Origin of the sequence: Streptomyces sp. NPDC046887, assembly GCF_040644755.1 — a bacterium.
Classification (GTDB): domain Bacteria; phylum Actinomycetota; class Actinomycetes; order Streptomycetales; family Streptomycetaceae; genus Streptomyces; species Streptomyces lichenis.
This window is the reverse complement of record NZ_JBEYXH010000020.1, coordinates 87,954-101,329: the sequence shown is the minus strand read 5'-3', so window position 1 is coordinate 101,329 and position 13,376 is coordinate 87,954. Positions and strand designations below refer to the sequence as shown.

General features: G+C 72.6%; 14 protein-coding genes and 1 tRNA gene. 4 read left to right on the top strand and 11 right to left on the bottom strand.

Annotated elements, in window-relative coordinates; translation table 11 throughout:
• Positions 1–12: 12 nt before the first annotated feature.
• Both ABZ945_RS19800 and ABZ945_RS19795 read left to right on the top strand, forming a co-directional pair.
• On the top strand, positions 13–1,530 hold the full coding sequence (locus ABZ945_RS19800; protein WP_361270953.1) for an MFS transporter: 1,518 nt from the start codon (positions 13–15) through the stop codon (positions 1,528–1,530).
• Between the two features lie 92 nt (positions 1,531–1,622).
• Positions 1,623–2,471 (top strand): TetR/AcrR family transcriptional regulator C-terminal domain-containing protein, encoded by an 849-nt coding sequence (locus ABZ945_RS19795; RefSeq protein WP_361270950.1) that lies wholly within the window; start codon positions 1,623–1,625, stop codon positions 2,469–2,471.
• A 10-nt stretch (positions 2,472–2,481) separates the two neighbouring features.
• Here the strand turns inward: ABZ945_RS19795 and ABZ945_RS19790 are convergent, their stop codons facing one another.
• The 3 genes from ABZ945_RS19790 to ABZ945_RS19780 all read right to left on the bottom strand — a co-directional run bounded on the left by ABZ945_RS19790 (position 2,482) and on the right by ABZ945_RS19780 (position 6,598).
• A complete protein-coding gene (locus ABZ945_RS19790) occupies positions 2,482–3,327 on the bottom strand; it encodes a YceI family protein (RefSeq protein WP_361270947.1) in 846 nt (281 codons plus the stop codon).
• Positions 3,328–3,521: 194 nt separating this feature from the next.
• Entirely contained in the window at positions 3,522–6,020 is a 2,499-nt protein-coding gene (locus tag ABZ945_RS19785) for an MFS transporter (RefSeq protein WP_361270945.1), read from the bottom strand.
• Positions 6,021–6,142: 122 nt separating this feature from the next.
• On the bottom strand, positions 6,143–6,598 hold the full coding sequence (locus ABZ945_RS19780; RefSeq protein ID WP_361270943.1) for a MarR family winged helix-turn-helix transcriptional regulator: 456 nt from the start codon (positions 6,596–6,598) through the stop codon (positions 6,143–6,145).
• Positions 6,599–6,866: 268 nt separating this feature from the next.
• Here ABZ945_RS19780 and ABZ945_RS19775 point away from each other — a divergent pair, with 268 nt between their 5' ends.
• Positions 6,867–7,067, top strand: a complete 201-nt coding sequence (locus ABZ945_RS19775; RefSeq protein ID WP_361270942.1) for a hypothetical protein — start codon at positions 6,867–6,869, stop codon at positions 7,065–7,067.
• A gap of 122 nt (positions 7,068–7,189) precedes the next feature.
• Here the strand turns inward: ABZ945_RS19775 and ABZ945_RS19770 are convergent, their stop codons facing one another.
• From ABZ945_RS19770 to ABZ945_RS19735, 8 genes are all read right to left on the bottom strand, one after another.
• Positions 7,190–8,281: an RNA polymerase sigma factor SigF gene (locus tag ABZ945_RS19770; RefSeq protein WP_361270939.1), complete on the bottom strand. Its 1,092-nt coding sequence runs from the start codon at positions 8,279–8,281 to the stop codon at positions 7,190–7,192.
• A 398-nt stretch (positions 8,282–8,679) separates the two neighbouring features.
• A complete protein-coding gene (locus ABZ945_RS19765) occupies positions 8,680–9,537 on the bottom strand; it encodes an RNA polymerase sigma factor SigF (protein WP_361270937.1) in 858 nt (285 codons plus the stop codon).
• Between the two features lie 235 nt (positions 9,538–9,772).
• Positions 9,773–10,066: a Dabb family protein gene (locus ABZ945_RS19760; RefSeq protein ID WP_361270934.1), complete on the bottom strand. Its 294-nt coding sequence runs from the start codon at positions 10,064–10,066 to the stop codon at positions 9,773–9,775.
• 67 nt (positions 10,067–10,133) lie between these two features.
• Complete coding sequence (locus ABZ945_RS19755) at positions 10,134–10,298, bottom strand: hypothetical protein (RefSeq protein WP_248631599.1); 165 nt, start codon at positions 10,296–10,298, stop codon at positions 10,134–10,136.
• 182 nt (positions 10,299–10,480) lie between these two features.
• Positions 10,481–10,568 (bottom strand) — tRNA-Ser (locus ABZ945_RS19750).
• 173 nt (positions 10,569–10,741) lie between these two features.
• Entirely contained in the window at positions 10,742–11,170 is a 429-nt protein-coding gene (gene tadA / locus ABZ945_RS19745) for a tRNA adenosine(34) deaminase TadA (RefSeq protein ID WP_361271009.1), read from the bottom strand.
• Between the two features lie 86 nt (positions 11,171–11,256).
• Positions 11,257–11,784: a hypothetical protein gene (locus ABZ945_RS19740; protein ID WP_361270930.1), complete on the bottom strand. Its 528-nt coding sequence runs from the start codon at positions 11,782–11,784 to the stop codon at positions 11,257–11,259.
• Between the two features lie 335 nt (positions 11,785–12,119).
• Positions 12,120–12,314, bottom strand: coding sequence for a hypothetical protein (locus ABZ945_RS19735; RefSeq protein ID WP_248631704.1), 195 nt, complete (start codon positions 12,312–12,314; stop codon positions 12,120–12,122).
• A gap of 413 nt (positions 12,315–12,727) precedes the next feature.
• Between ABZ945_RS19735 and upp the strand changes: the two genes are divergently transcribed.
• Positions 12,728–13,363, top strand: a complete 636-nt coding sequence (gene upp / locus ABZ945_RS19730) for a uracil phosphoribosyltransferase (protein WP_248631606.1) — start codon at positions 12,728–12,730, stop codon at positions 13,361–13,363.
• The last annotated feature ends 13 nt before the right edge of the window (positions 13,364–13,376 follow it).

Genomic DNA, 13,376 nt, shown 5'->3' with positions numbered 1-13,376 from the left:
GGAGCTGCCGCCGTGACGGCCACCACGCCCGCGAGTACTGCCGTCGAGCCCTCCGGCGGCCATCCCCAGCGCTGGCTGATCCTGGGGGTCATCTGCCTCGCCCAGCTCACCGTGCTGATCGACAACACCGTCCTCAACGTCGCCATCCCGTCCCTGACCGGCTCGCTCGACGCCTCCACCTCCGACGTCCAGTGGATGATCAACGCCTATGCGCTGGTGCAGTCCGGTCTGCTGCTCACGGCCGGGAACGCCGCCGACCGCTACGGCCGCCGGAAGATGCTGCTGGCCGGCCTCGCCCTCTTCGGGCTCGGCTCGCTGGCCGCCGGGCTCGCCCAGAGCTCGGCCCAACTGATCGCCGCCCGGGCCGGGATGGGCGTCGGCGGCGCGCTGCTGATGACCACCACCCTGGCCGTCGTGGTGCTGGTCTTCGACGACACCGAGCGGGTCAGGGCGATCGCCCTGTGGTCCACCGTCAGCTCGCTCGGCTTCGCGGCCGGGCCCCTGCTCGGCGGCTTCGTGCTGGAGCACTTCTGGTGGGGCGCGATCTTCCTGATCAACCTCCCGGTGGTGGTGCTCGGCCTGGTCGCCGTCGCCGCCCTCGTACCGGAGTCCAAGCACCGGCAGGGCGACCGGCCCGACCTGCTCGGCGCCCTGCTGTCCACCATCGGCATGACCTCGGCCGTGTACGCGATCATCTCCGGACCGGAGCACGGCTGGACCTCCGCCCATGTCCTGGCCTCCGCCGGGCTGGCCGCTCTCGTGCTGACCCTGTTCGCGCTCTGGGAGCTGCGCACCGAACACCCCATGCTGGACATGCACTTCTTCACCGACCAGCGGTTCACCGGAGCGGTCGCCGGTGTCGTCCTGGTCGCCTTCGGCATGACCGGCTCGCTCTTCCTGCTCACCCAGCACCTGCAGTTCGTGCTCGGCTACGACCCGCTCGACGCCGGCCTGCGCACCGCGCCGCTGGCCGTCACCGTCATCGTGCTCAACCTCAGCGGGGTGGCCGCCCGGCTGCTGCCGAGGATCGGCACGCCCGGCACCATCGGCCTCGGTATGTCCCTGGTCGCCGCCGGACTCGCGGCGATCGCCGTACTCGGCGGCGCCCACGGGTACGGCGGCATGCTGGTCGGCCTGGTCGTGATGGGGGTGGGTGTGGCGCTGTCGATGCCCGCGATGGCCAACGCCATCATGGGCGCGATCCCGCCGGAGAAGGCGGGCGTGGGCGCCGGGATCAACGGCACCCTCGCCGAGTTCGGCAACGGCCTCGGCGTCGCCGTCCTCGGCGCGGTGCTCAACTCCCGCTTCGGCGCGCTGGTCTCGGTCTCCGCGGCCTCCCTCCCGGCGGCGCTCGCGGCGGCCGGGAGCGAGGCCGAGCGGGCCCGGATCTCGGACGCCTTCGCCACCAGCCTGGAGACCAGCCAGCTCGTCGGCGCGGCGGCCGTACTGGTCGGCGGCCTCCTCGCCGCGCTGCTGCTGCGGCGGGCCGAACGACCCGGCGGAGCCCCCGCGGCTCCTGGGGAGGCGTGAGGCTCGGGAAGGCGTGAGGGGTACGCGGCGGGGGTGCGGGGCCCCCGCCGCGTGCCGCGCCATAGCATCGGGCCAGGAACGAGGAGGCACCCATGGCGTCGGCAGCCGACCGCACCAGGCGTCCTGGCCGTACGAGCGTATGGCTGGAGGACGGCGGCAAGGCCGGCCGCCCGCCCCACGGAACCGGAAGGGCCGCACGGTCCGGAAAGGCCGGAAAGGCCGGAAAGGCCGGAGGGGCCGGAGGAGCCGGAGGGGCCGACCAGCCCGCCGCCGGGCTGGACCGCGACCGCATCACGGCCGCCGCCGTACGGCTGCTGGACGCGGCCGGGCCGGAGGCGTTCTCGATGCGCCGGCTCGCCGCCTCGCTCGATGTCACCGCCATGTCGGTCTACTGGTACGTCGACACCAAGGACGAGCTGCTGGAGCTGGCCCTCGACGCGGTCTTCGGCGAGATGCGGCTGCCCGACACCGGGGCGCCCGACGCCGACTGGCGGGAGCAGCTGCGGGCGATGGCGGTCACCTACCGGGAGACGCTGGTGCGCCACCCGTGGGTGTCACCGCTGATCGGCCGGTTCCTGAACATCGGCCCGCACTCCCTGGCGTTCGCGCGCGGTGTCCACGAGATCGTCGTCCGGACCGGGGTGCCGCCGGAGGGGCACGCGGGGGCGATCGCCGCGGTCTTCCAGTTCGTCTACGGCTTCGGCACCATCGAGGGCCACTACCGGGCCCGCTCCCAGAGCGCCGGGCTCACCCCGGACGAGTTCTTCCAGCGGTCCCTGGAGTCCCTGGAGCACCACCCGGACGGCGAGCAGACCTTCGAACTGGGCCGGCAGATCATGGCGGCGCGGGGCGCGGACACCGTGGACGAGATGTTCGAGCGGGACTTCGCGTTCGCGCTGCGGGTCCTGGTCGCCGGCATCGAGGCGATGCGGGACGGGTGACGGGGGCGGGTCAGCTGCCGGGGGTGGGCTCGCCCGCGGCCTGGGACGCGGCCGGCTCCTCCCGTACCGCCTGGATGTCCAGCTCCACCCGCAGCGTGGTGCCGATCGCCGAGATGCCGGCCTGCACCACCTGGTTGTAGTTCATCGCGAAGTCCTCCCGCCGCAGCTCGGCCGTGGCGTGGAAGGCCGCCCGCCGGCCGCCCCAGGGGTCGGGGCCGGTGCCCGAGTAGGCCAGGTCGAGGTCCACCTCGCGGGCCACCCCGTGCAGGGTGAGCAGCCCGTGCACGGTCCAGCGGTCCGGGCCGGCCGGGGTGAGGCCGTGACTGCGGTAGGTGATCTCCGGGTACGCGGCCACATCCAGGAAGTCGGGGGACTTCAGGTGCTTGTCGCGCAGCCCGTTGCCGGTGTCGACGGAGGCCGCCGAGATGACCGCCTCCACCCGGGAGGCACCGAGCTCCGGCGCGATCTCGATCCGGCCGCCGAACTCGGTGAACCGGCCGTGCACGCTGGAGATGCCCAGGTGCTGGGCGGTCGCGGCGACCGTGGAGTGCGCCGGGTCCAGCGCCCACAGCCCGGGCGGCGGCAGCTCCGCACCGCCCTGCCGGGCCAGCACCACGGTGCCGACCGAGGCCCGGCCGCTCGCGGTGACCAGCGCGGTGGAGGCCGCCGGGGCGTAGCCGACCGCCGTCACGATCACCGTGTACGGGCCGGGGGCCAGCGGCGTGTCGGAGGCGACGACGCCGTCGGCGTCGGCCTCGGCCCGCAGCACCTGCGTCCCGGTCATGTCGGTGACGGTGACCACGGCATGCTGGACGGCCCAGCCGTCCCGGGTCCGTATCTGCGCGTGCAGTGCCATGCGGATTCTTCTCTCCTCTGGGATCTGAAAGGGGCGGCCTTCTGAGATCTGGAAGGGGCGGTCCTCTGGGATCTGAAAGGGGCGGCAGGCCGTCCCCTGCCTGCCGCCCCGGTGCCCGGCCGCGCCTCCGCTCGAAGCGCGGCCGGGAGTCGGCTGCCCGGTCCCCCGGACCGCGTGCGTGCCCTTCGGGGGCGCTACTCGGCCGGGTGGGACAGGGCGATGTCGTGGCCGTCGATCCCGCGGCCGGTGATGCTCAGCGCACCGGCGGCCGGCGGGTAGCCGGTGGCGATGACGGTGTAGTCACCCGAGGTCAGATCGGCGAAGCCGTACGCCCCGTCCTCGCCGGTGGTGGCCGTGGCGACCACGTTCCCGGCGGCGTCCACCAGGGTCACCCGGGCGTCGGCCAGCGGGCGGCCGTCGGCCCCGGCCCGTACGGTGCCCTGGAGGCGGGCGCCGGACTGGAGCAGCGCGTCGATCCGGGTCACGCCCTGGCCGCCGATCTCCACCGGCAGGGCCAGCGGACGGAAGCCCTCCGCGTTGACCGCGACGGTGACCGTGCCGGGCACCAGCTCGGCGAAGGTGAACGCGCCGTCCGCCGTCGACAGCCCGGTGGCGAGCACATCACCGCGTACGTCCGTCACGATGACCATCGCGCCCTCGACCGGCTGCCCGCCCTCGGCGGAGCGCACGGTTCCGGCCAGCCCGCTGGTGCCGGAGAGCAGGATGTCGTACGCCAGGGTCTCCCCGCCGACGACCACGGTGGAGGCCTGCGGCTGGAAACCGTCGGCGGAGGCGATCAGCACATACGAGCCGGCGCTCGGTGCGTCCAGCGCGTAGCCGCCGTCGGTGTGCGCCACCGCGCGGCCCAGCTGCCGGCCGGCCAGCGAGATCAGGGTGACCGCGGCCTGCGGCACCCAGGCGCCCTCGGCGGTGCGGACCGTGCCGTGCACGGTGATCCCACCGCCGTGCGGGCCCTCCTGCGGTAGGGGCTCGGCGACCGGGAGCGGCTGGGCAGCGGCCCGCGCGGGCTCCACGGCGGGCAGCTCGTGGGTGTCGCCGGTGGGGGCCGACGCGGTGGCGGGCACGGGCTCGTCGGCCGCGCCGCCGGGCGTCGCGTTCGTCTTCAGGGCGACCTCCTTGATGAACAGGGTGATGAGGAAGGCGAGGAAGGCGAACGGCGCCGAGTAGAGGAAGACGTCTCCGACGCCATGGCCGTACGCGGTCTCCATCACGGTCCGGAACGGGGCGGGCAGCTTGTCCAGGTCGGGGATGCCGCCCCCGCCCGTACCGCCGTGCCCGAGCGCCGCGGCCTTCGGCCCGAGGTCGGCGAGGCCGTCCTGGACGTAGTGGGTGACCCGGTTGGCGAGCACCGCACCGAGCGCCGAGACGCCCACCGCGCCGCCGAGCGAGCGGAAGAAGGTGACGACCGAGGAGGCGGAACCGAGGTCCTCGGGGGCGACCTGGTTCTGGGTGCAGAGCACCAGGTTCTGCATCATCATGCCGATGCCCAGGCCCATCACGGCCATGAAGATCGCCACATGCCAGTACGGGGTGTCGTAGCGGATGGTGCCGAGCAGCCCCAGTCCGGCGGTGACCAGCACACCACCGGTGACCAGCCAGGCCTTCCAGCGGCCGGTGCGGGTGATGACCAGGCCGCTGACCGTGGAGGAGACGAACAGGCCGCCGATCATCGGGATGGTCATGACGCCGGACATGGTCGGCGACTTGTCCCGGGCCAGCTGGAAGTACTGGCTGAAGAAGACGGTGCCCGCGAACATCGCGATACCGACGAAGAGCGAGGCGATCGAGGCCAGGGTGATGGTGCGGTTGCGGAACAGCCGCAGCGGGATGATCGGCTCGCTCGCCCTGGACTCGACCAGCAGGAAGATCGCGCCGAGCGCGATCGAGCCGCCGACCATGGCGTACGTCTGCCAGGAGATCCAGTCGTACTTGTCACCGGCGAAGGTGACCCAGACCAGCAGCAGCGAGACGGCGGCGCTGATGAAGAAGGCACCGGCCCAGTCGACCTTGACCGTGCGCTTGACCACCGGCAGCTTCAGCGTCTTCTGGAGCACCACCAGCGCGATGATCGCGAAGGGCACGCCGACGTAGAAGCACCAGCGCCAGCCGAGCCACTCGGTGTCGGTGATGACGCCGCCGAGCAGCGGGCCGCCGACGGTGGCGACGGCGAAGGTGGCGCCGAGGTAGCCGCTGTACCGGCCGCGCTCGCGCGGGGCGATCATCGCGGCCATCACGATCTGGGCGAGCGCGGACAGCCCGCCCACGCCGATGCCCTGCACCACGCGGCAGACGATCAGGAAGCCGGCGCTGTGCGACAAGCCCGCGGCCGCGGAGCCGAGGACGTAGATCACCAGCGCGATCTGGACCAGCAGCTTCTTGGAGAAGAGGTCCGAGAGCTTGCCCCACAGCGGGGTGGTGGCCGTCATCGCCAGCAGCGAGGCGGTGACCACCCAGGTGTAGGCGCTCTGGCCGCCGCCGAGGTCGGAGATGATCTGCGGCAGGGCGTTGGAGACGATCGTCGACGACAGGATGGCGACGAACATGCCGAGCAGCAGCCCGGACAGCGCCTCCATGATCTGCCGGTGCGTCATCGGCGCGCCGCCGTCGGGAGAGGCGTGACCCCCGTGCTTGGCGCGGCCGCCCCGCACACCGGCTGGTGTGGTCGTAGCCATGGACTTCCTTTGCGTGCGTCTGGTGTACGTGCGTGTGTGCTGGTGTACGTGCGTGTGGTTCTGCGTGCGGGTGTGTCCGGTGGGCGTACGCCCCGGAGCCCGGGCCCCGGGCCCGCGGGCCGTCAGCCGGAGGGGCGGACGGGGTGGCTCCGGCAGTCCCCGAAGGAGTCCCGGAGGCGGCCCAGCAGCACGGTGAGCCGCCCCACGTCCTCGGCCGACCAGTCGCCCAGCGTGCGGGCGAACATGTCCGTGGTGCGCCGCCCGAGGTCGTCGAGCATCTCCTCGCCCGCCCCGGTCAGCCGGAGCATCCGGGAGCGCCGGTCGTCCGGGTCGGGCAGCCGCTCCACCCAGCCCCGGTCCACCACATGGGCGACATGGCGGCTGGTCACCGACATGTCGACGGCGAGCAGCTCGGCGAGCCGGCTCATCCGCATGTCCCCGTGGTGGGCCAGGAGGGAGAGGACGGCCGCGGAGCCACCGGGGCACTCGGCGGGCATCGCCCGCGCCAGTCCCCGCTTGACGGCTCCGATGGCGCTCAGCTGCCGGGCCAGTTCCTCGTACTGGCTCCGTTCCGCCATGGCACCCCCAGGATCTTGTTGCTTAGGGCAACCATAGAAGCGTTTGGTTGCTACAGGCAAACGAAAACGGGCGAACGGGCCTAAAGAGCTGGCAAAGGCCTCGCCAAGCGGGGCCACCGGGGGGCGCACCGGGGCGGGGCGGGGGCTTCCGAGAGACCGAGTGTGTGCTTCCGCTCGCCGGGTCGCGGCTCGCGTCCGGGGCTCGGTCGACCGGCCGCGGACGGCGGCGGGTTGGGCCGGACGGGCGGGTTCGCTAGGGTCCTGCCCCATGGCACACAACACCCCCGGCCCCGAGGGTCAGCACGACCCCGCGGGCAGCACCCAGATGTTCCGCGCCTTCGTCGACGAGGGCACCCCGCAGCGGCGGCAGCAGCCGGCGGCCCCGTCCGGCCCCCGGGTCGGCCTGATCGCCGGCGTCGTCCTGGCGGTCATCGTCGTCGCGGCGGTCGCCTGGCTCGCCCTGGCCTGACCCCCGCCGGGCCCCTCGCCACGCGCGTGCGCGCCCGAGGTGGTACGCGGTACCGGCCGGCCGAGGCCGGTCGCTACCGCGTACCACCACGCCGTTTTCGGGTGTCCGGCGGCGGCTCTCCGTCAGTCGGAGATCAGGCCCTCGCGGAGCTGGGCCAGGGTGCGGGTCAGCAGCCGGGAGACATGCATCTGGGAGATGCCGACCTCCTCGCCGATCTGCGACTGGGTCATGTTGCCGAAGAACCGCAGCATGATGATCTGCCGTTCGCGCGGCGGAAGCTTGGCCAGCAGCGGCTTCAGCGACTCGCGGTACTCGACGCCCTCCAGCGCGGTGTCCTCGTAGCCCAGCCGGTCCGCGAGCGAGCCCTCGCCGCCGTCGTCCTCCGCGGCGTGCGAGTCCAGCGAGGAGGCCGTGTACGCGTTGCCGACGGCCAGCCCGTCGACGACGTCCTCCTCCGAGACGCCCAGCGCGGCGGCCAGCTCGGCGACCGTCGGCGAGCGGTCCAGCTTCTGCGCCAGCTCGTCACCGGCCTTGGTGAGCGCCAGGCGCAGCTCCTGGAGCCGGCGCGGCACCCGCACCGACCAGGAGGTGTCGCGGAAGAAGCGCTTGATCTCGCCGACCACGGTGGGCATGGCGAAGGTCGGGAACTCCACTCCCCGCTCGCAGTCGAACCGGTCGATCGCCTTGATCAGCCCGATGGTGCCGACCTGGACGATGTCCTCCATGGGCTCGTTGCGCGAGCGGAAGCGGGCGGCGGCGTAGCGCACCAGCGGGAGGTTGAGCTCGATCAGGGTGTCGCGGACATAGGCCCGCTCGGGTCCGTCGGCGCCCTGGGCGTCGAGGGCGGCGAGCCGCAGGAACAGGGAGCGGGAGAGCGTACGGGTGTCGATCGCCTCGGTCGTCGCGGTGCCCCGCGCGGTGGCGGGCGGGCCCGCGGGCGCGGTCTCCGGCACCGGGTCGCCGCCCTGGGCGGGCAGCGGCGGTACGGGAAGGGTGGCGGTGGCGGTGGCGGTCGGTCCGGCCTCGGTGGCATGCCCGGATCTGCCGGCGGCGGGGGCCCCGGCCTCGGCGGACGGGTCGGCGAGACCCGACAGCCCCGACAGGTCGGCCGGGGCGGCCAGACCGGCCGGGGCGGACCGGTCGAGTCGCACGGGCGCCGGCGCGTGGTCGGGCGTGAGCGTGAGCACCTTCGGGCTGCCCTGTTCTGCGGACATGCCACCCCCTTGAGATCGCGGACGGTCGCGGGCCGCGACCATCGGAGGAACGCAGCCTCCACCTGAATACCGGAGCCGAGACTGCGGCAAACGCGGTTCCAGCAGAATGTCACATGTCGGCAACACGCTGTAGTGACTTGTCGACATGGAGAGGGTGGCTAAATGCTGAAATGGCGGCTCCTGCCGCCTTTTGACGGCCCGTCGGCCGGTGCCGCCGCCGAAACCGGTCTAACCGATCGGGTGGCGAACCGATCAGGCGTACGGATCGATGTGCCTACCGATCCGTTCCCGGGCCGGGCCCGGTCCATGCCCGGCGCGGCTCAGGCGTCGATCCGGTTCGCGGACCTCAGGCGCCGACCGGGTTCGCGGATGTCAGGCGTCGACCGGGTTCGCGGATGTCAGGCGTCGATTCGGTTCGCGGATCTCAGCCGGGCGAAGCTCCGGGCGAGCAGCCGGGAGACGTGCATCTGCGAGACGCCCAGCTCCTGGCTGATCTGGGACTGGGTCAGGTTGCTGTAGTAGCGGAGCATCAGGATCCGCTGCTCCCGCTCCGGCAGCTGGACCAGCAGATGCCGTACCAGGTCCCGGTGCTCGACGCCGGCCAGCGCGGGGTCCTCGTAGCCGAGCCGGTCGAGGAGGCCGGGGAGCCCGTCGCCCTCCTGGGCCGCCTCCAGGGAGGTGGCGTGGTACGAGCGGCCCGCCTCGATACAGGAGAGGACCTCCTCCTCGGAGATCTTCAGCCGCTCGGCGATCTCGGCCGTGGTGGGCGACCGGCCGTGCGCGGTCGTCAGGTCCTCGGTCGCCCCGTTGACCTGCACCCAGAGCTCGTGCAGCCGCCGCGGTACGTGGACGGTGCGGACGTTGTCGCGGAAGTACCGCTTGATCTCGCCGACCACGGTGGGCATGGCGAAGGTCGGGAACTGCACGCCCCGGTCGGGGTCGAACCGGTCGATGGCGTTGATCAGCCCGATGGTGCCGACCTGGACGACATCCTCCATGGGCTCGTTGCGCGAGCGGAAGCGGGCGGCGGCGTAGCGCACCAGCGGGAGGTTGGCCTCGATCAGCGCCCCGCGGACCCGGTTGTGCTCGGCGGTGCCCGGCTCCAGCGTCTTCAGCTGCCCGAACAGCACCTGGGTGAGCGCCCGGGTGTCCGCGGCCCGGCTCTGCGAGCGGGTCCGGGCCTCCGAGGGGGTCCGGGCCTCCGAGGGGGTCGACTCGTTCTGGGGCGGCACCTGAGATGTCGTACTGGCCGGCACGTTCTCGCCACCCCTTCGTGGTCGCACTCCGCGGTCAATAACGGTCAACTCATCCGTCAAAAGCGGTCAAAGCGGTCATAGCATCACAAGACATGTCCACTGTGTGCAAGCACCGGACCACGTCGTGTTGCCCCCCGCCCGTCCCGCCGCCCCGGTGGTCCGATGGCGGACATACGAGGAGCCCCGCACCGTTCCGGTGCGGGGCTCCGTGCTCCGGCCGCGGGCCGGACGGGGCTCAGAACTCGTAGTCGGCGATCACCCAGGTGGCGAATTCGCGCCACTGCCCGGCGGCCGCCTGGTGCGCCGGGTGCTCCACATAGCGAGTCAGCGCGTCCTTGTCGGCGACGGCGGAGTTGATCGCGAAGTCGTACGCGATGGGCCGGTCCGTGATGTTCCAGGCGCACTCCCAGAACTCCAGCTCGGGGACGATGCCGCCGAGTTCCTGGAACGCCTTGGCGGCCGCGACCACGCGCGGCTCGTCGCGGCTGACGCCGTCGTTGAGCTTGAAGAGGACCAGGTGGCGGATCACAGCGACTCCTCGTCGACCGGTCGAGCCCGCCGGGCCGGGGGCCGGGGGGCCGGCCAGGCCTGCCGGCCTAGTTGACGAGCTGGGTCATGAACTCGCCGACCGCCTGCGCGGCGCTCGAAATGCCCTCGAACCCTACCTGGACCAGGTCGGCGGCCCGCGCCGGGGAGGTGATGATCGTGTACAGCACGAAGACGACCACCACGTACAGCGTGAGCTTCTTCGCCTGCACCATCGGCCCTGTCCCCCGTCTCGCCGTCTCTCCGCACCGCTCTGCCGGTGATCCGCTCGGCGGTCGGGTGAGTCTAACCGAGCACCCGCGAGGGCCAAGGCCCCGCCGGTTCTCGTAGCTTCTGCCGACACAGCACACGACGAAGGCCCCGGTGCTGGGATCAGCGCCGGGGCCTTCGTACGAAGCGGTAGCGGTGGGATTTGAACCCACGGTGACGGGTTACGCCACACTCGCTTTCGAGGCGAGCTCCTTCGGCCGCTCGGACACGCTACCGAGAGAGAGCTTAGCCCAAAGGTGCCTGATCGAAGAAATCGGTTCTCCGGCGCCGGTCGGCGCTGGTCAGCGGTTGGTCAGCGGCTGTTCACGGGTCTGTCAGAGGCCAGTTCGCGGACATCGGCGGGCGTCGCGTGGGCGTCGCACCGGCGTCCCGAGAGGCCCCGGGCGCGTCAGCGGTCGCGGAAGAAGCGGGTGAGCAGGGCGGAGCACTCCTCGGCGAGCACCCCGTGGATCACCTCCGGACGGTGGTTGAGCCGCCGGTCGCGTACCAGGTCCCAGAGCGACCCGACCGCGCCCGCCTTCTCGTCCAGCGCGCCGAACACCAGTCGGCCGACCCGGGACTGCACCAGGGCGCCCGCGCACATCACACAGGGCTCCAGGGTGACGACCAGGGTGCAGCCGGGCAGCCGCCACTCGCCGAGGGCCTTCGCCGCCCGGCGCAGCGCCACCACCTCGGCGTGCGCCGTGGGGTCCCCGGTGGCCTCGCGCTCGTTGTGTCCGGTCGCGAGCAGGGAGCCGTCCGGGGTCAGCACGACCGCGCCGACCGGCACATCGCCGGCCCGCGCGGCCTGCTCCGCCTCCGCCAGCGCGTCGCGCATGGCCGGCTGCCAGGGGTCCCGGACGGGATCGACGGCGTACGGCCCGGGCGGGTCGTGGTCGTGGGGTCGGTGCGGGGGGTGGGGCACTAGCGGACGGTCTCCAGGACCTCCGCGGCGCCGAGCGCGTCCGCGATGGTGCCGAGCGCGTCGGTGTCGAGTACCAGCAGCTCCTTCTCCGTCAGGCCGAGGTCGTCCAGGACCTCCCGGTCGCCGACCGGTGCCGAGGGCACCGTCTCGGCCGCCGTGTCGGCTTCCTCGTCGTCCGCCGCCTCCGGCTCTCCGTCCTCGGTGCCGTCGAGGTCGAGGGCGTCCAGGTCGGTGCCGTCGTCCGACCGGTCGTCGCCCAGCAGTTCCCTGGTGAGGATCTCCCCGTACGAGGAGCGGGCGGCGGCCGCTCCGTCGGACACGTAGATCCGGGGGTCTTCCTCACCCTCCACACGGACGATGCCGAACCATGCGTCCTCCTGCTCGATGAAGACGATCACCGTGTCGTCGTCCACCGAGGCATCCCGGGCAAGCTCGATCAGATCCGACAAGGTCTCTACATCGTCGAGCTCTGTGTCGCTCGCTTCCCACCCGTCTTCGGTGCGCGCGAGCAGTGCGGCGAAGTACACCGTGACTCTCCCACTGATCAGAGGTGTGACGATCGGGCGGCCCTCCTGAATGCCCCGCCCACTCGGCATCGTGGCAGATACCGGGCCCGGAGGAGAGGTGTTCCGCTCTTGCGTCGTGCACCAGTCTGGTCCGGCGGCCGTTCGACGTCAGCAGCGGACGCCGTCCGCGCAGGCCCGGCGAGCGGTCCCCGGACGGGCGGTCAGCCCCGGAAGCCACCCCGGCGACAACCGATCACAGCAGGTCGAACTCGGTTGAACTCGGTTGGACTCGGTCGAAGTCGAAAGGAGGTGATCCCGGGTGGTCGAGGGCGTACGGGAAGGGCGGGCGGGAGCGTTCACCAACGGAAGGTGCGCATCCGCATGGCCTGGCGCATCCGGGCCGCCCGGGCGCGGCGCGGCTGCACCCGGTCGCGCAGCGCCTTGGCCTCGTAGAGCTCGCGCAGGAACTGCGCCCGGCGCCGCCGGCGCTCGGCGTCCGTCTCCGGCCCGTCCGGCCGCGGCCCGCCGACCACCGGCGGGTCGTCGATCAACCGCTGCTCCGACGCGGACCTCGGCCCGGATCCGGACCCGGACCCGGACCTGGGCCGGGAAGCAGACCCGGGCGCGGCCCCGGACGCGGACCCGGACCGGGATCGGGAAGCAGACCCGGACGCGGACCCGGACGTCCGATCGCCGCCACCGTCGCCTGCGCGACCCCGGTCCCGGCCCCGACCGCGATCCTGACCGCGGTCCCGGCCCCGGCCGCGGTCCTCACCCGGCCGGTCCGAGCGGGCGGACGACGGGTTTCGGCGCTCACGTCGCCGTTCCGGTTCTCGGCGCTCCGGCATCTCGACCACCCCCAGGCTGGGTCCGTCCACCCCACTTTCCCCCTCTGGCGTGGGTTGATGCCAGCGCGTGCCCTCCCTGGCATGGGTCGATGCCGCTGCGGGCTAGGGTTGAGGACATGCGGATTCACGTCGTCGACCACCCGCTGGTGGCGCACAAACTCACCACGCTGCGCGACCGGCGCACCGACTCCCCGACCTTCCGGCGCCTCGCCGACGAGCTGGTCACCCTGCTCGCCTACGAGGCCACCCGGGACGTGCGCACGGAGCAGGTCGACATCGAGACCCCGGTGACCGGGACGACCGGTGTGAAGCTCTCCAGCCCCAAGCCGCTGGTGGTGCCGATCCTGCGCGCCGGCCTGGGCATGCTGGACGGCATGGTGCGGCTGCTGCCGACCGCCGAGGTGGGTTTCCTCGGGATGATCCGCAACGAGGAGACCCTGGAGGCGTCGACGTACGCGACCCGGATGCCGGAGGACCTCTCCGGGCGCCAGGTCTACGTCCTCGACCCGATGCTGGCCACCGGCGGAACGCTGGTCGCCGCCATCCGGGAGCTGATCGAGCGCGGCGCGGACGATGTCACCGCGGTCGTGCTGCTGGCCGCGCCGGAGGGCGTCGAGGTGATGGAGCGCGAGCTCGCGGGCACCCCGGTCACGGTCGTCACCGCCTCGGTCGACGAGCGGCTGAACGAGCACGGGTACATCGTCCCGGGCCTCGGCGACGCGGGCGACCGCATGTACGGGACCGCGGACTGACCGGCTGACGGAC